This window comes from Microbispora sp. NPDC049125, from assembly GCF_040802045.1.
Classification (GTDB): domain Bacteria; phylum Actinomycetota; class Actinomycetes; order Streptosporangiales; family Streptosporangiaceae; genus Microbispora.
Window position 1 is genome coordinate 43,106 of sequence record NZ_JBEZDW010000013.1, and the last position, 16,539, is coordinate 59,644.

Genomic DNA, 16,539 nt, shown 5'->3' on the forward strand with positions numbered 1-16,539 from the left:
GGGCTCAGGGGCGGGCGGGCCGTACGGGGGCGGGGCAGCAGCCCGCCGGGCACGGCGCGGGCTCCGGCTCGGCCAGCAGCTCGCTCACCATGGAGACGAACCTGGGGTGGGTTCCCGCGGTGGCCGCCCTGGTGAGGGCCATGCCGAGCTTGTCAGCCGTGGCCGCGGCCTCCACGTCGAGGTCGTAGACGACCTCCATGTGGTCGGACACGAAGCCGATGGGCACCAGGACGGCCGCCGGCACGCCGCCTGCGTGGAGCGCCTCCAGGTGGTCGCAGACGTCGGGCTCCAGCCACGGGACGTGCGGCGGGCCGCTGCGGCTCTGCCAGACCAGGTCCCAGGGGCGCCCGTGGTCCACCTGCGCGGTGACCAGCTCGGCCGCGCGCCTGAGCTGCGCCTCGTACGCCCCGCCCCGGGGGCCGGCCGTGCGGGCCATGGAGACGGGGATGCTGTGCGCGGTGAAGACGAGCCTGGCGTCCTCCCGCACGGATGCGGGGAGCCTGCCGAGGGCCTCCCGCGTGTGGTCCGCCATCGCCGCGACGAAGCCGGGATGGTCGTAGTAGTGCCGCAACTTGACGATCTCGGGCGCGCCGGGGACGGCGGCCCGGGCGCGGGCGATGTCGTCGAGGTACTGCCTGCAACTCGAGTAGGAGCTGTAGGCCGCCGTGACGAACGCGGCCGCCTTGACGACCCCGTCGTCCTTCATCCGCCGGACGGTGTCCTCCAGGAAGGGGTGCCAGTTCCGGTTGCCCCAGTAGACGGGCAGGCCGACGTCGAGCGCGGCGATCAGGTCGCGGCACTGCTGGTTGATCGGGCTGACCCCGCCGAACCCCTGGTAGTGCCCCTCGACCTCCAGCAGCCGGTCACGCGGCACTCCACGCCCCCGGACCACGTTCTCCAGGAAGGGCATGACGTCCTCGGGCTTCTCCGGCCCGCCGAACGAGACGACGAGCAGAGCGTCGTACCCCGTGGTGATCCCCATGACCCACCACCCTACGCGGGCGGTGGCCCGGCCCCTCCTCCGGTTCGCGACACGCGGGCCGGCCGTTGGGTCCGGCGTGTCGATGCAGGTAGGTTCGACCAGGTGAGCCAATTTCCGGATATCAATGGATACGTCGCCCTGCCGCGCCTGGTGTCGCTGCGGCTCTCGCCCGACGGTGCTCAGCTCGTCTCGGTGGTCCAATCCCTCACCCCGGACGGCACGGCGTACGGCACGGCGCTCTGGGACATCCCCCTCGACCCCGGCGGGGAGCCGCGCAGGCTGACCCGGTCGGCGAAGGGCGAGGGGGGCGCCGAGTTCGCCCCGGACGGAAGCGTGCTGTTCGTCTCCCGGCGGCCGGACGAGACGGTGAAGGACTCCGGCGAGGAGGTGCCGGCTCTGTGGCTGCTCCCCGGGCGCGGCGAGCCGCTGCGCGTGGCGACACGGCCCGGCGGCATCGGCGGCGTGGCCGCCGCCGGCGGCACGGTCGTGTACGCGGCCCAGGTGCTGCCCGGTGACGCCGACACCGAGGAGGAGCGCCGCAAGGCCCGCAAGGACGCCGGGATCTCGGCGATCCTCCATGAGGGCTATCCGGTCCGCTACTGGGACCACGACCTCGGCCCGGCCGGGACCCGGCTGTTCGCGGCGAAGGGGCCCACAGGTGACGGGCTCGACGGCGTACGCGACCTGACGCCCGACGCGGACGGCGCCCTCGACGAGCACATGGCGTTCGACCTGACGCCGGACGGCTCCACGCTGATCACGACCTGGCGCGTCAGCCTCCCGAAGGGCGAGTCGCGGTGGGAACTGGTCGCCGTCGACGTGGCGGACGGCTCCCGCCGCACGCTGGCGTCCTCGGAAGGGCACGATTTCGGCGGCCCGGTGAAGGTGTCGCCCGACGGGCGCCACGTCGCCTGCACCCGGGAGCGGCACGCCACGGGCGAGGTGGCGATCAGCCTTGAACTGTGGGTGGTCGAGCTGGCCACCGGCGAGGGCAGGGCCCTCGGCGGCGAGCTGTTCCCCATGGACGTGGCCTGGACGCCCTCCTCGGAGGAGCTGCTGGTCGCCGCCGACCACGAGGGACGGCGTCCGGTCTTCCGCGTCTCCCTCGACGGCGCCGTCACCCGTGTCACCCCGGACGACGGGGCGTACCAGCAGCTCTGCCCGGCGCCCGACGGCTCGCTCTACGCGCTGCGGAGCGCCGTCGACTCGCCGCCGCTGCCGGTGCGGATCTCCGCCGACGGCACGGTGACCACGCTGCCCTCGCCCACCCCGCGGCTCGACCTGCCCGGCACGCTGACCGAGGTGAGCGCGGTCGCCGAGGACGGCACGCGGATCCGGGCCTGGCTGGTCCTCCCCGAGGGGGCCACGGCGGAGAGCCCGGCGCCGTTCCTGCTGTGGATCCACGGCGGGCCGGTGGGGAGCTGGAACGACTGGAGCTGGCGCTGGAACCCCTGGATCATGGCGAGCCGGGGCTACGCCGTCCTCCTGCCCGATCCCTGCATGTCCACCGGGTACGGCCAGTCCATGATCGACAGGGGCTGGGGCAAGTGGGGGCCCGTCACCCACGCCGACCTGATGGCCGTCACCGACGAGTGCCTGAAGCTGCCGGAGATCGACGACCAGCGGATCGCCGCGATGGGCGGGTCGTTCGGCGGTTACATGGCCAACTGGATCGCCGGGCACACCGACCGGTTCCAGGCCATCGTGACCCACGCCTCCCTGTGGAACCTCGACCAGTTCGCCGGGACGACCGACGCCTCGATGTACTGGCAGCGGGAGTTCGGCGCCCCCGGCTCGGAGCGCTACGAGCAGCTGTCGCCGCACCGCTCGCTCGACCGGATCACGACGCCGATGCTGGTGATCCACGGGGACAAGGACTACCGGGTGCCGATCGGCGAGGGCCTGCGGCTGTGGTGGGATCTGCAGCGCTCCGGGGTCGAGTCGAAGTTCCTCTACTTCCCGGACGAGAACCACTGGGTGCTCAAGCCCGGCAACGCGGTCGCCTGGTACGAGACGGTGCTGGCCTTCCTCGCGCACCACGTCCTGGGCGAGGAGTGGGCGCGGCCGTCGTCCCTTGGATGAGCACCGGCTACCGCTCACCCGGGTGAGCGTTGGATGACCACGGCACGCGTCCGCGTGATCGTCGACGATGAGGGGGCAGGTCACGATGGCTGAACGGGGCGGGGAGCCCGGCGCTTCCGCGCTGCTGGAGCTCGCCGTGGAGATCGCGGAGGAGGCCGGTGCGATGCTCCTGGCCAAGCGCCCGGCGCGGCCGGAGGTGCTGGCGACCAAGTCGAGCCCGACCGACGTCGTGACCGCGCTCGACCGCGCCGCCGAGGAGCTGATCCGCGCCCGCGTCGGGCAGGCCAGGCCGTACGACGCGATCCTGGGCGAGGAGGGCGGCGACACCCCCGGGGAGGGCTCGGTGCGCTGGATCGTCGACCCGATCGACGGCACCGTCAACTTCCTGTACGGCCTGCCCGACTGGGCGGTGAGCATCGGCGTCGAGGTGGACGGCGAGATCGTCGCGGGGGTGGTCAACAACGTGCCCCGGGGTGAGCTGTTCACCGCCCACCGCGGCGGGGGAGCGTGGCTGGCCGGTGAGCGGCTGCGGTGCAACACCGGCGTGCCGCTGGACAGGGCCCTGGTGTCCACCGGCTTCGGCTACGGGGCCGATCGGCGGCGCGTCCAGGCGGAGGTGCTGGCCCAGGTGCTGCCGCGGGTGCGGGACATCAGGCGGGGCGGATCGGCCGCGATCGACATGTGCGCGGTGGCCGCCGGGCGGGTGGACGCCTACTACGAGCGCGGCCCGAACTACTGGGACTTCGCCGCGGCGGGCCTGATCGCCGTCGAGGCGGGCGCCCGGTTCGGCGGCCTGCACGGCAAGCCGGCCAGTCCCGGCCTCACGATGTGCGCCGCGCCGGGGCTCTTCGAGGACCTGCACGACCTGCTCGCGACCCTCGACCCCGAACGCGGCTGATCCCCAAAGCGACCGACTCGCGTGAAACGCGACGCGGGGTCCGCCCGTAGGCAGGACCCCGCGTTCAGAGATCTTCGTTACCGCTGGATCGGGACGCCGTGATCCTCAGCGAGGCGCCGCAGGTCTTCGATCTCGGCGGTGAGGGTGTCGGCGAGGAAATCGTCCCCGCTCGACGTGGCCTCCTCAAGACCTTTGTAGGCCTGGTCGAGCCTGGTTTCGATCGTGGTCGTGAACTCGCCCATCTCACCTTCTTTCTGAGTGGCGGTTGCGCCGTGCCTGGTCCCGGCGCGGATCGAACCGAGCGCGCCCTCTCCCCGGCACACGACAATGGGGTGTAGCCGGGGCCTACCCACACACCGGCTTGTCTCAAACCAACCAATTCTTGTGCTCTACATCACGTAGAGCACGGGAACCGCTTACCGGCGGCTTACGTCGAATATGGCCACAATGAAGTCGTTGTGCCAGTTGAGGAGGAGCTTCATGCGCGTGCTTGTGGTCGAGGACGAGCGGGTGCTCGCGGACGCGATCGCCACAGGGCTCCGCCGGGAGGCGATGGCGGTGGACGTCGCCTACGACGGGGCCACCGCGCTGGAGAAGACCGGGTACATCGACTACGACGTGATCGTGCTCGACCGCGACCTGCCCAAGGTCCACGGGGACGAGGTGGCCCGGCGGCTGGTCGCCGACCGGTCGGCCTCCCGGATCATCATGCTGACCGCGGCCGGCGACGTGGACGACAAGGTCGAGGGGCTTGAGCTGGGCGCCGACGACTACCTCGCCAAGCCGTTCGTGTTCATGGAGCTGGTCGCGCGCGTCCGCGCGCTCGGCCGCCGCTCCGCGCCGCCGCTGCCGCCCGTCCTTGAGCGCGGCGGCGTGCGGCTCGACCCCGGTAAGCGCATGGTCAGCAGGGACGGCAAGGAGATCGCGCTCACGAAGAAGGAGTTCGCGGTGCTGGAGGAGCTCCTGCGCGCCGAGGGCGCCGTCGTGAGCCAGGAGGACCTGCTCGACAAGGCGTGGGACGAGAACATCGACCCGTTCACGAACGTCGTGCGGGTCACCATGATGACCCTGCGCAAGAAGCTGGGCGAGCCGTCGATCATCGAGACCGTCCCCGGGGTGGGGTACCGGCTGTGACGGCCGATCGCGTCCTTGAGGAGGAGGTGGCGTCGTGACCGAGCAGGACCGGCACGCCGGAGGGGCGGAGAGCGGGACGAGCCCGCAGATCCTCCCTCCGCCCGGCGGGGCGACCATCCCGTGGAGCGGGGCGGAGGAGTCCGGCACGCCGGTCCGGGGCAGGATGGCGTCGCAGATGGGCACCGGCCCATACCGGAGCCAGGTCGCGCCGCCGCCAAGCGGCCCTCCCGCCTGGGACGGCCCCCCGCCCCTGGCCGCCCACCCGATTCAGCGCAACCTGATCGAGGAGATCCGCGCCCTGCCCGGCCGGATCAGCGTGCGCTGGCGCCTCACCCTCACCTACGCGGCCCTGGTGTTCCTGGCGGGCGCCCTGCTGCTCATGGTCATGTACGTCCTGGTCGGCCAGGCGATCGACGCCGGCTGGGGGAGCAACATCTACATACCGGGCAACCCACCCCAGGACATCGTCGACCAGATCAGGGAGTGGTACACCCAGCAGCAGGCGGAGGTCGTCGTGGCCGCCAAGTCGGAGCTGCTGAAGAGATCGCTGCTGGCGCTTTTCGGGGTCGGCATCCTCGCGCTCATGCTCGGATACGTCGTCGCCGACCGGGCGCTGCGGCCGATCAAGAAGATGACGGCCACGGCGAGGAAGCTGTCCGAGACGTCCCTCGCACACGAGCGGATCGACCTCCAGGGGCCCGACGACGAGCTGAAGGAGCTGGCCGACACCTTCGACGCGATGCTCACCCGGCTCAACACGGCCTTCGACGCGCAGCGGCGGTTCGTCGACAACGCCTCCCACGAACTGCGGACCCCTCTTGCCATCAACCGGACCGTCCTGGAGGTCGCGCTCTCCGACCCGGAGGCGTCCGACGACCTCAAGGTGCTCGGCCGTACGCTCCTCGGCACCACCGCGCGCAACGAGCGGCTGATCGAGGGGCTGCTGCTGCTCGCTCGCAGCGAGCGCGAGCTGTCGGTGCGGAAACCGGTGGACGTGCAGGAGGTGGCGAAGACCGCCGTCGAGCAGCTCGCGCCGTTCGCCGACGAGGAGGGCGTGACGGTCGAGTACGACCTGCGCCCGGCCGCCACTACAGGCGATCCGGTCCTGATCGAACGCTGCGTGTCGAATCTCGTGGAGAACGGGATCAAGCACAATATCGGCAGCTCAGGAAAAGTCTGGATCCGTACGGGAATTGTGGACGGGGGTGCCGTTGTTCAGGTCGCGAACACGGGACCACACGTTCCCGCGTACGAGGTGGAGAGCCTGTTCGAGCCGTTCCGGAGACTGAACGCCGACCGGGTGGAGTCCGCCAAGGGCGCGGGTCTCGGGCTGTCGATCGTGCGGGCGATCGTGCGCGCACACGGCGGCAGGGTGATCGCCGTCCCCCGTGACGGCGGTGGTCTCGTGGTGACGGTACGGCTTGTCGCGAGCGGGGTTGCGCAGGGGATTTCACAGTCGGCGCGCTGATGGAGCGTGCGCGCCGCACATGTGGTTGGATGTGCCGTCGAACGCGGTGGGGTCATACCGTCGATACTGTGGTTTTGGCCATATTTGGCTAACCGGAGCCTTGTGCGGCATACCCCTCTCGCGTCGGGTGGTTCATCGTTCGTCCATGCGGGTACCGATTGCACAATTTCCGGCCTCCGCGGGCACAACGACGGGCTTCCGAGCGTTAAGACGCGCGACACAGCGCACGCAGATAGATGAGGGGGATGGAGTACGCAGATGGCTACCGATTACGACAGCCCGCGTAAGACCGACGACGACCTGAGTGAGGACAGCCTCCAGGAACTCCAGGCGCGCCGGAGCGACAAGTCGTCGGGCAGCATAGACATCGACGAGACCGACCTCGCCGAGTCGCTTGAGCTGCCGGGGGCGGACCTGTCGAACGAGGAGCTCTCGCTGCGGGTGATTCCTCGGCAGGCCGATGAGTTCACCTGTTCGCGGTGCTTCCTGGTGCACCACCGCAGCCAGCTGGCGTCCGAGAAGAACGGACAGCAGGTCTGCCGCGAGTGCGCCGCCTAGGAGACTCTTGGGAGGGTCCGTTGACGTCAGAAGCGGATCGGACGAACGACGAGGTCGCCGACCTGGTCGGCAGACTCGTGACCCCTGAGGAGACGGACGGGGCCGAGCGGCGGCGGCTGCTCGGCCGCCTCAGCAAGGCGCTCGCCGACTCGGCGCGCAAGGCGCGCCGGGCGGGGACCGGCCGGGGACGTTGGCTCGCCGACGTCTTCATGAACATCGCACCACGGTTACCGGTCAGGGACTACGCCACCCTGCAGGAGCATCACTACGGGCTGACCGGCGAGCAGCTCGCCGACGACCTCGTCCGTACCGCCGTCAAGGCGACGACGGCGGTGGGGGCGATCGGAGGAGCGCTCGCGGCGGCCGAGTTCGCCGCACCGCCCCTCCTTCTGTCCGCCCCCGCCCAGATCGTCGCGGAGACCCTGGTCGTGGCGGCCATCGAGGTGAAGCTGCTGGCCGAGCTGCACGAGGTCTACGGGGTCAAGGTCACCGGCAACGGCAGCCAGCGGGCCACCGAGTTCGCCCTCGCGTGGTCCAAGCAGCGGGGCGTGAACCCCCTCGCCCCCGGATCGGCCACCGTCGCGCTCGGCGCGGCGGCCAAGACCGCGCTGCGCAAGCGGCTGATGCGCACGATGGGCAGGCACCTCACCACCCTCGGCCCCTTCCTCACCGGCGCCGTCGCCGGCGGAGCGCTGAACCGTACGGCGACCCGCAAGCTCGCCGAGGCCGTCCGCGCCGACCTGCGCCGCCAGCGGGCCCTGCCGCCCGGTTCGCCGGACTGACCTCCCGGCCGCCACTTCCACCCAGCGGCCGATGCCTCGCCCGGCCTTGTCGGACCGGCCCTTCGAAGTGGCCCGTCGAACCGGCCTCCTACCCGGGCGGACGACCGAATCGCCCGCCTCCGGACGGCCTGATCGCCGTCTTCACGGCCTCCCCGTGACGGGGTAGTGAATTGTCACCGCTGGTCGCGCCATTGGCCACCTCGTGCGATTCCGATGAGATCGTTATCACAACCCGCTGCGTGAATTGTGCACGTCATTACGGGTATGGGGGTTCATGGTGTTTTCCGTGTGGGGGGCACAGGCGACCCTGGAGGGTACATGCATGGCACCAGCTCATTTCTGATCGTCGCGAACCGGCTGCCGGTGGACCGGGTGGGCGAGAAGGAGTGGCGGGCGAGCCCGGGTGGTCTGGTGACCGCCATCGCGCCGGTGATGCGGCGGCGGGACGGCGCATGGCTGGGATGGGCCGGCAACGCGGGAGAGGAGCTGAAGCCGTTCGACGACGACGGCATGCACCTGATCCCCATCCCGTTGTCCGCGCACGAGGTCGAGCTGTACTACGAGGGATTCTCCAACGCGACCCTGTGGCCGCTCTATCACGACGCGGTCGCCAAGCCGGTCTACTCGCGTGTGCTGTGGGACGCCTACCGGGCGGTCAACGACCGGTTCGCCAGGGCGGCCGCCGACGCCGCCGCGCCCGGCGCCGTGGTGTGGGTGCAGGACTACCAGCTCCAGCTCGTGCCCTCCATGCTGCGCAGGCTACGCCCCGATCTGAAGATCGGCTTCTTCCTGCACATCCCGTTCCCGCCGGCCGAGCTGTTCAACCAGCTTCCGTGGCGCAACGAGATCCTGGAGGGCCTGCTCGGCGCCGACCTGGTCGGCTTCCAGCGTCCCGGCGGCGCGTCGAACTTCATCCGGCTGTCCCGGCGCCTGCTCGGCCTGCCGAACGTGCGCAACGAGATACAGATCGGCGACCGGACCGTCCGGGCCGAGGCGTTCCCGATCTCGGTGGACTTCGGGGAGCTGGACCAGCTCGTCCGCGAGCCGCGCGTGCTCGCCCGGGCCAAGGAGATCCGCGCCGAGCTGGGAGACCCCGAGCACGTGCTGCTCGGCGTGGACCGGCTCGACTACACCAAGGGGATCGGGCAGCGCCTCAAGGCGTTCGGCGAGCTCCTCGGGGACGGCACGATCAAGCCGGGAGAGGCGGCCTTCGTCCAGGTCGCCACCCCCACCCGGGAGCGGGTCGCCGAGTACATCCGGCTCCGCAACGACATCGAGCTGAGGGTCGGCCGGATCAACGGCGAGCACGGCATGCTCGGCCGCCAGCCCATCTCCTACATGCACCAGTCGTACTCCAAGGAGGAGCTCGCCGCGCTCTACTGCGCCGCCGACGTCATGGTCGTCACGCCGCTGCGCGACGGGATGAACCTGGTGGCGAAGGAGTACGTCGCCTGCCGGCACGACATGCGCGGAGCGCTCGTGCTCAGCGAGTTCGCCGGGGCCGCCGACGAGCTGCGGCAGGCGTTCCTGGTCAATCCGTACGACATCGAGGGGATGAAGCGGACCATGCTGTCCGCGATGCGGGCGACCCCGCACGAGCTCGCCCGCCGCATGCGGTCGCTCAGGCGCAGGGTCGCCACCCACGACGTGGACAAGTGGGCCAGCGACTTCCTCACCGCCCTGGAGTCCGGGGGGCCGCCGCCTACGTCGTGACGTCCTTGGCGGCGTCCTTCCAGGTGCGCCACTTCCTGGCGGCGGCGCGGGTCGTCACGATCCGCGTCACCTCCATGCCCAGGCCGATCACCACGGCGTACGCGATGGCCTCGCCGAGACCGATGTCCGGCGAGTCGGGGCTGGCCGGCGGCTTCTTGCCGGTGGCCTTCTCCCAGGCGTACGAAAGCACCTTGCGGGAGGCGAAGCCCACCGCCAGGCCGAGAAGACCGCCCACGAGCCGCCACTGCATGTCCGGCTTCTCAGATGCGCCCAGCTCTCGCTTGGCCGCGCGAGCAATGTCCATGATTCCTCCTCGACAACGACCTTAGTGTCTTTCCGCCGGGTGGGCGCGACGCCATACCATGTGGTGGCATGACCGAACGGCGACCCATCGCAGCCATGCCCGAGAAACCCGCTCTCGACGGCCTGGAAGCGGTATGGGTAGCGCGCTGGGAGACCGAGGGCACATACCGGTTCGACCGGTCCCGCGGCCGGGACGAGGTCTACTCCATCGACACGCCGCCGCCCACCGTGTCCGGATCCCTTCATGTGGGGCACGTCTTCTCCTACACGCACACGGACACGATCGCCCGCTTCCAGCGGATGCGCGGGCGCGAGGTCTTCTACCCCATGGGGTGGGACGATAACGGCCTGCCCACCGAGCGCCGCGTGCAGATCCACTTCGGTGTGCGGTGCGACCCGTCCATGCCGTACGACCCCGCCTTCCGGCCGCCGGACCGGCCGGACCCCAAGCGGCAGGTGCCGATCTCCCGGAAGAACTTCATCGAGCTGTGCGAGCGGCTGACCGCCGAGGACGAGAAGGCCTTCGAAGAGCTGTGGCGCCGCCTCGGCCTGTCCGTCGACTGGTCGATGACGTACGCCACGATCGGCCGCGACGCCCGGACCGCGTCCCAGCGCGCGTTCCTGCGCAATCTCGCGCGCGGCGAGGCGTACGTGTCCGAGGCGCCGACGCTGTGGGACGTGACGTTCCGTACGGCGGTGGCCCAGGCCGAGCTGGAGGACCGGGAGTGGCCCGGCGCCTTCCACCGGATCGGCTTCGACCTGTCGCCCGCCCAGCGCGACCGGGGCTTCGGCGACCGCGTGCACATCGAGACGACCCGGCCGGAGCTGATCCCCGCCTGTGTGGCGCTGGTCGCCCACCCGGACGACGAGCGCTACCGGCCCCTGTTCGGCACGACCGTCCGCACGCCGCTGTTCGGGGTGGAGGTGCCGGTCGTCGCGCACCACCTCGCCGAGCCCGACAAGGGCTCCGGGATCGCGATGATCTGCACCTTCGGCGACATCACCGACGTCACCTGGTGGCGGGAGCTCGACCTGCCGACCCGCCCGGTCATCGGCTGGGACGGCCGCCTGCTGCCCGAAGCGCCGGACGGCGTGCCGGCCGGGCCGTACGCGGAGGTGGCGGGCAGGACCGTGCACGGCGCGCGGGAGCGGATCGTCGAGATGCTGCGCGAGTCCGGCCACCTGGAGGGCGAGCCCCGCCCCGTTCAGCGGCCGGTGAAGTTCTACGAGAAGGGCGACCGGCCCCTCGAGATCGTGACCACCCGGCAGTGGTACATCCGCAACGGCGGCAGGGACGTGGCGCTGCGCCAGGACCTCCTGGAGCGCGGCAGGCGGCTGGAGTGGCATCCGCCGCACATGCGGGTCCGCTACGAGAACTGGGTGGAGGGCCTGGCCGGCGACTGGCTCATCTCGCGTCAGCGGTTCTTCGGCGTGCCCATCCCGGTGTGGTATCCGCTCGATTCGGGGGGCGAGCCGGTCTACGACGCGCCGATCACGCCGCCGGAGTCCGCCCTGCCGGTGGATCCCTCCACCGACGTGCCGCCGGGGTTCACCGAGGAGATGCGGGGCAAGCCATTCGGTTTCGCGGCCGACCCGGACGTCATGGACACGTGGGCGACCTCCTCGCTGACCCCGCAGATCGCGGCGGGCTGGGAGCGCGACGACGACCTGTTCCGCCGGGTCTTCCCGATGGACCTGCGCCCGCAGGCCCACGAGATCATCCGGACCTGGCTGTTCTCGACGGTCGTCCGGTCGCACCTGGAGCACGGCGTGCCGCCGTGGCGGCACGCCGCGATCTCCGGCTGGATCCTCGACCCGGACCGCAAGAAGATGTCGAAGACCAAGGGCAACGTGGTCACCCCTCTGGGCCTGCTGGAACAGCACGGCTCCGACGCCGTCCGCTACTGGGCCGCGAGCGGACGGCCGGGCACCGACACCACCTTCGACACCGGCCAGATCAAGGTCGGCCGCAGGCTGGCGATCAAGATCTTGAACGCGTCGCGGTTCGTGCTGGGCTTCGAGTCGGCCGGCGGGGCCGAGGTCACCGAGCCGGTCGACCTGTCCATGCTGGCGGCCCTGCGTACCGTCGTGGCCGAGGCCACCGAGGCGTTCGAGGGCTACGACTACGCCCGGGCGCTGGAGCGGACCGAGCGGTTCTTCTGGGCGTTCTGCGACGACTACCTGGAACTGGTCAAGGCACGGGCCTACGACGGCGACGCCTCGGCCGTGGCCGCCCTGCGGACGGCGCTCGACGTGCTGCTGCGGCTGTTCGCGCCGTTCCTGCCGTTCGTCACCGAGGAGGTCTGGTCGTGGTGGCGGGAGGGCTCGGTGCACCGGTCCGCCTGGCCGGAGCCCGGCGAGCCGGGGACCGGGGCCGCCGGCGACCCGGCCGTGCTCGACGCCGTGGCCGAGGTGCTCCGCCAGATACGCAAGGCCAAGTCGGAGGCGAAGGTCTCGATGCGCGCCGAGGTCAGCCGGCTGGTCGTGTCGGGCGCCCAGGCCGGTCTCGTACAGCTGGCCCAGGACGACCTGTGCGCGGCGGGCAACGTGGAGGAGTTCGTCCTGGAGACCGCCGACGGAGCGCCGCTGACGGCCACCGCCACAGTCGCCCCCTGATTCGGACACGGCGCCCCCTTCGGTAAAGGCCTGGTCAAACCATCACCGGACGGGGGCGTCTCGTGCCCGCCCAATCCCGCAGGGTCGGCAAAACGCCTGCGCGTTCGGCTTCCCGACGTGCCAGGCTGGACACGTGATCTCGTCGAACAGGCGCGAGTCGGAGGGCGTGTCCCCCGTACTCGTAACACTTGCCGCGTGGAGCTGGCGGCTGCTCATGGTCGGCGCGGGGATCTACGTCTTCGCTCTGATCATCGGCAGGATCAGCTTCGTCGTCCTGCCGGTGGCCGTGGCGTTCCTCCTGACGGCTCTTCTCTATCCGCTCACGAAGAGGCTGCGCGGCGCCGGGCTGCGCGCCATGTCCTCCACCTGGATCACCCTGCTCCTCGGCCTGGCGCTCATCGCCGGCATCGGATTCATGATCGGCACACGGGCCAACGAGGAGTTCCCCCGGCTGGTGGAGCAGATCCAGGTCACCACGCGCAACGCGCAGGACTGGCTGCTGCACGGGCCGCTCCACCTCAAGGAGGCCCAGCTCGCCGACATCGTCGCCCAGCTCAGCCAGCAGCTCGACCAGCAGCGCAGCCAGCTCACGAGCACGGTGCTCACCGGGGCCACCGCCGTCGTCGAGGTGCTCGCCTCGATCGTGCTGCTGCTGTTCGTGACGTTCTTCCTGCTCAAGGACGGCGACCGGATCTGGTCGTGGTTCCTGCGCGGGTTCGGCGGCGCGGCGCCCCGCGTCGACCGGGCGGGCCGGGCGGCCTGGGTGACGATCTCCCACTACGTCCAGGGCACGGTGGCGGTCGCGGCGATCCACGGCATCATCATCGGCGTGGTCCTCGCCGGGATGCGGGTGCCCCTGTGGGCCCCCCTGGCGGTGCTGATCTTCGTCGCGAGCTTCATCCCCATCGTCGGGATCTTCTTCGCCGGCGCCGTCGCGACGCTCGTCACCTTCGGCGCCCAGGGCTGGGTGTACGCCCTGATCTTCGTCGGCATCCTCGTCCTCGAACAGCAGCTGGAAAACCACGTCCTGCAGCCGCTCATCGTCGGCCGGGCCCTCGCCTTCCATCCGCTGGCGATCATCCTCGTCCTCGCCGTCGGCGGCGTGCTCGGCGGGATCGCGGGGGCGGCGGTGGCGGTCCCGCTGACCGCGGTGATCTACCGGGCCCTGCCCGAGCTCCGCCGGGACCCACCCGCCCTCCCACCGGCCGACGCCCAAGAGTCCGGCGCCCCGGGCTCCGGCGTGCCGGTCGCCGAACCGCCTTCTGATTCGCCTCCTGATTCACCTCCGACTTCGCCTCGGGATTCGCCGGAGGCCGTCGCGGCCGGCTCGGCCGTCCCCGATGGCGGGGCGCGTGAGGGGCTCACCGCACCGCGTCCGGCGCCGCCGGGCGACGAGGAGGCCCCGGAAGCCGGCCCAGCCGCGCCGCGACCGGCCACCGGCCCGGGAGAGGCGGTGTCTCCCCAGCACAACGGGTAGGGTCTGCCTCGTGAGCGAGCGAACCGATCGGTGCCGCGCGGGTCGCGGCGCGGGCGCCCGGCCGCCGGCTGAGGAGGCGCCATGAACGTCGAGGTGCTGATCCACCGGCTCGACCCGGAGCTGCCGGTTCCGGCGTACGCGCATCCCGGCGACGCCGGGGCCGACCTGTACGCCGCCGAGGACGTCGAGCTGTCCCCCGGCGAGCGGGCCGTGGTCGGCACCGGCGTCGCGATCGCGCTGCCGGACGGCTACGCCGCGTTCGTGCATCCGCGCTCCGGCCTGGCCGCGACCCACGGTGTGACACTGGTGAACGCGCCCGGCACGGTCGACGCGGGCTACCGCGGCGAGATCAGGGTGACGCTGATCAACACCGACCTCCACCACGCTGTACGGCTCAGGCGCGGTGACCGCGTCGCGCAGCTCGTGATCCAGCGGGTGGAGCGGGCGGCGTTCTACGAGGTGGACCGGCTGCCCGGCTCTGTGCGCGGTGCTGGAGGGTTCGGCTCGACCGGGTCCTGACACCCGGCGCCCGGCACGGGCGGCGACGACATGAGGAGAGTGAACGAAGTGTTCCGACGCCGGCGACGCGCGGAGGAGGAGACGGCCGCGGCCGTCCCGGAGGCGGCGCGGGAAGAGGCCGCCGCCCCGGAACGGACGACGGGTCCCTGGGACGCGGCCGAGGGCTACCCGGAGGCGGAGCGGGTCGATCTGGGCGGCCTCCACCTGCCCATCGGGCCGGGCTTCGAGGTGCAGCTGAGCATGGCGGGCGACCGCGTGGACGGCGCGGTCGTGCTCGTCGAGGAGAGCGCCCTGCAGGTGCACGCGTTCGCGGCGCCGAAGCGGAGCGGCATCTGGGACGAGGTCCGTGCCGACCTGGCCAGGGAGGTCACGGCGGCCGGCGGGACGGCCGAGGAGCGCGAGGGGCCGTTCGGCCCGGAGCTCGCGGCCCAGGTGCCCGCGCAGGGCCAGGGCAGGCAGCCGGTCCGCTACGTCGGGGTCGACGGGCCCCGGTGGTTCCTGCGGGCGGTCATCAGCGGCCGGGCGGCCGTCGATCCCACGGCCGCCGCCATCCTGGAGGACGTGGTGCGCGGCATCGTGGTCGTCCGGGGCGACGACCCGATGCCTCCGAAGGAGCCCATCCAGCTCCGCCTGCCCGCCGAGGCGCGGCAGGCCATGGAGGAGCAGGCGACGGAGGGGCAGGCGGCCCACGCGGACGATCTCAAGCCGTTCGAGCGCGGGCCCGAGATCAGCGAGATTCGCTGAGCCCGGCCGATCCGGTGTGCGGCTGGTGGCGCGTTGACGATGTCCGGGACAAGCCCTGCCGTTCTCGTCCTTCTGGCACAGGGGGCGGCTCACGTATGCTGCGGAGGAACCGTCCCCTACCCTTGAGACGCCCGGCAGGCGCCGGACTGTGCGAGCGAGGAAGCAGGGTGAGTCGCCGATGAGCACGCCGGAGCCTGCCAGACGAGGCGGACTGCGGGGCTTCTTCCAGCGGTTGACGACGAGCCAGGCCGAGCTGGAGGCCGCGGAGCTCCAGGAGGACCTGGGACGGCAGGGCGCGACGCCCATCGCCTCCTGCGGAGGGCGTCAGCGGTTCTGCGTGGCGGGCACGCTGCGCACCGTCACCCTGCGGCCCCGCGGAGGAGCACCGGCCCTCGAAGCGGAGCTGTACGACGGGTCCGACGTGATCGACCTGGTCTGGCTGGGCCGCCGGAAGATCGTGGGCATCGAGCCCGGCCGCGTGGTCCGAGCCGAAGGCCTGGTCAGCGTCCAGGACGGCCGTAAGGTCATGTTCAATCCCCGCTACGAGCTGCGCCCGGCTGGTGGCCCGTGATCTCCCAGGAGCCTGAATGAGCACAGCGGACATGACGGCCGCCCCCGCGGCGCACGCGACAGTGGAGGCGGCTGTTCGTGCCCAGCTGACCAAGGCGCTGGGGGGCAGGCGTGGGGTCGTCGAGGCCGCGGTGCCGACGGTGGTGTTCACCGGGATGTGGCTCGCCACCGAGGACCTGAAACTTTCACTGATCGTGAGCATCGGCTCGGCGGTGGCGCTCCTGCTCCTGCGGATCGCGCAGCGGACCACGCCGCAGTTCGTGCTCAACAGCCTGGTCGGGATCGGCATCGGCGCCTTCTTCGCCACGCGCAGCGGCGCGGCCAAGGACGTGTTCCTGCCCGGCATCTGGTACAACGGCGCGTACGCCGCCGGGATGCTTCTGTCGATCGTGGTCAGGTGGCCGCTCGTCGGCTTCCTGATCGGCTCGGTGACCGGCGACCCGACGGCCTGGCACCGCGACGCCGGGCTGGTCCGGCTCTGCTCCCGGCTGACCTGGCTGCTGATGCTGCCGTGCCTGCTGCGCGTGGTGGTGCAGCTGCCGCTCTACCTGGCCGACCAGGTGACCGCCCTCGGCATCGCCAAGATCGCCCTCGGCTGGCCACTGCAGGTCGCCGGCCTGGCCGCGATGGTCTGGGTGCTCGCCCGCGGACGCACCCCGCTGGAGCCGGGAGTCGCCTGAGATCCCGGCCGCG

Annotated in this window: 16 protein-coding genes; 13 read left to right on the forward strand and 3 right to left on the reverse strand. The window is 71.4% G+C overall.

Annotation, left to right across the window (positions count from 1 at the left end):
* Positions 1 to 4: 4 nt before the first annotated feature.
* The gene (locus tag AB0B72_RS17060) at positions 5 to 982 is read right to left on the reverse strand and encodes a ferrochelatase (protein ID WP_367739733.1); all 978 of its coding nucleotides are present in this window, start codon (positions 980 to 982) and stop codon (positions 5 to 7) included.
* 102 nt (positions 983 to 1,084) lie between these two features.
* Here AB0B72_RS17060 and AB0B72_RS17065 point away from each other — a divergent pair, with 102 nt between their 5' ends.
* Positions 1,085 to 3,064, forward strand: coding sequence for a prolyl oligopeptidase family serine peptidase (locus tag AB0B72_RS17065; protein WP_367739734.1), 1,980 nt, complete (start codon positions 1,085 to 1,087; stop codon positions 3,062 to 3,064).
* 85 nt (positions 3,065 to 3,149) lie between these two features.
* Positions 3,150 to 3,962 (forward strand): inositol monophosphatase family protein, encoded by an 813-nt coding sequence (locus AB0B72_RS17070; protein ID WP_367739735.1) that lies wholly within the window; start codon positions 3,150 to 3,152, stop codon positions 3,960 to 3,962.
* 77 nt (positions 3,963 to 4,039) lie between these two features.
* Here the strand turns inward: AB0B72_RS17070 and AB0B72_RS17075 are convergent, their stop codons facing one another.
* Positions 4,040 to 4,204 carry a hypothetical protein gene (locus AB0B72_RS17075; protein ID WP_367739736.1) on the reverse strand — a complete coding sequence of 55 codons (165 nt, stop codon included), beginning with the start codon at positions 4,202 to 4,204 and terminating at the stop codon, positions 4,040 to 4,042.
* A 238-nt stretch (positions 4,205 to 4,442) separates the two neighbouring features.
* Between AB0B72_RS17075 and AB0B72_RS17080 the strand changes: the two genes are divergently transcribed.
* From AB0B72_RS17080 to AB0B72_RS17100, 5 genes are all read left to right on the forward strand, one after another.
* Positions 4,443 to 5,096, forward strand: a complete 654-nt coding sequence (locus tag AB0B72_RS17080) for a response regulator transcription factor (protein ID WP_367739737.1) — start codon at positions 4,443 to 4,445, stop codon at positions 5,094 to 5,096.
* 34 nt (positions 5,097 to 5,130) lie between these two features.
* Positions 5,131 to 6,564, forward strand: a complete 1,434-nt coding sequence (locus tag AB0B72_RS17085) for a sensor histidine kinase (protein WP_367739738.1) — start codon at positions 5,131 to 5,133, stop codon at positions 6,562 to 6,564.
* Between the two features lie 258 nt (positions 6,565 to 6,822).
* The gene (locus tag AB0B72_RS17090; protein ID WP_030454398.1) at positions 6,823 to 7,122 is read left to right on the forward strand and encodes a DUF4193 domain-containing protein; all 300 of its coding nucleotides are present in this window, start codon (positions 6,823 to 6,825) and stop codon (positions 7,120 to 7,122) included.
* Positions 7,123 to 7,142: 20 nt separating this feature from the next.
* Entirely contained in the window at positions 7,143 to 7,904 is a 762-nt protein-coding gene (locus AB0B72_RS17095) for a hypothetical protein (protein ID WP_367739739.1), read from the forward strand.
* Positions 7,905 to 8,222: 318 nt separating this feature from the next.
* A complete protein-coding gene (locus AB0B72_RS17100) occupies positions 8,223 to 9,617 on the forward strand; it encodes a trehalose-6-phosphate synthase (protein ID WP_367739741.1) in 1,395 nt (464 codons plus the stop codon).
* Here the strand turns inward: AB0B72_RS17100 and AB0B72_RS17105 are convergent.
* The gene (locus AB0B72_RS17105; protein ID WP_367739742.1) at positions 9,607 to 9,921 is read right to left on the reverse strand and encodes a DUF4235 domain-containing protein; all 315 of its coding nucleotides are present in this window, start codon (positions 9,919 to 9,921) and stop codon (positions 9,607 to 9,609) included. The two genes, AB0B72_RS17100 and AB0B72_RS17105, sit on opposite strands and share 11 nt — an antisense overlap.
* 68 nt (positions 9,922 to 9,989) lie before the next feature.
* Here AB0B72_RS17105 and valS point away from each other — a divergent pair, with 68 nt between their 5' ends.
* The 6 genes from valS to AB0B72_RS17135 all read left to right on the forward strand — a co-directional run bounded on the left by valS (position 9,990) and on the right by AB0B72_RS17135 (position 16,526).
* The gene (gene valS / locus AB0B72_RS17110) at positions 9,990 to 12,536 is read left to right on the forward strand and encodes a valine--tRNA ligase (RefSeq protein ID WP_367739743.1); all 2,547 of its coding nucleotides are present in this window, start codon (positions 9,990 to 9,992) and stop codon (positions 12,534 to 12,536) included.
* A 133-nt stretch (positions 12,537 to 12,669) separates the two neighbouring features.
* Complete coding sequence (locus AB0B72_RS17115; protein ID WP_367739745.1) at positions 12,670 to 14,013, forward strand: AI-2E family transporter; 1,344 nt, start codon at positions 12,670 to 12,672, stop codon at positions 14,011 to 14,013.
* An 81-nt stretch (positions 14,014 to 14,094) separates the two neighbouring features.
* Positions 14,095 to 14,532 (forward strand): dUTP diphosphatase, encoded by a 438-nt coding sequence (gene dut, locus AB0B72_RS17120; protein ID WP_367739747.1) that lies wholly within the window; start codon positions 14,095 to 14,097, stop codon positions 14,530 to 14,532.
* Between the two features lie 48 nt (positions 14,533 to 14,580).
* Positions 14,581 to 15,276 (forward strand): DUF3710 domain-containing protein, encoded by a 696-nt coding sequence (locus tag AB0B72_RS17125; RefSeq protein WP_367739748.1) that lies wholly within the window; start codon positions 14,581 to 14,583, stop codon positions 15,274 to 15,276.
* A 178-nt stretch (positions 15,277 to 15,454) separates the two neighbouring features.
* Positions 15,455 to 15,847 (forward strand): OB-fold nucleic acid binding domain-containing protein, encoded by a 393-nt coding sequence (locus AB0B72_RS17130; RefSeq protein WP_367739749.1) that lies wholly within the window; start codon positions 15,455 to 15,457, stop codon positions 15,845 to 15,847.
* 16 nt (positions 15,848 to 15,863) lie between these two features.
* Positions 15,864 to 16,526 carry a DUF3159 domain-containing protein gene (locus AB0B72_RS17135; RefSeq protein ID WP_367739751.1) on the forward strand — a complete coding sequence of 221 codons (663 nt, stop codon included), beginning with the start codon at positions 15,864 to 15,866 and terminating at the stop codon, positions 16,524 to 16,526.
* Positions 16,527 to 16,539 lie beyond the last annotated feature (13 nt).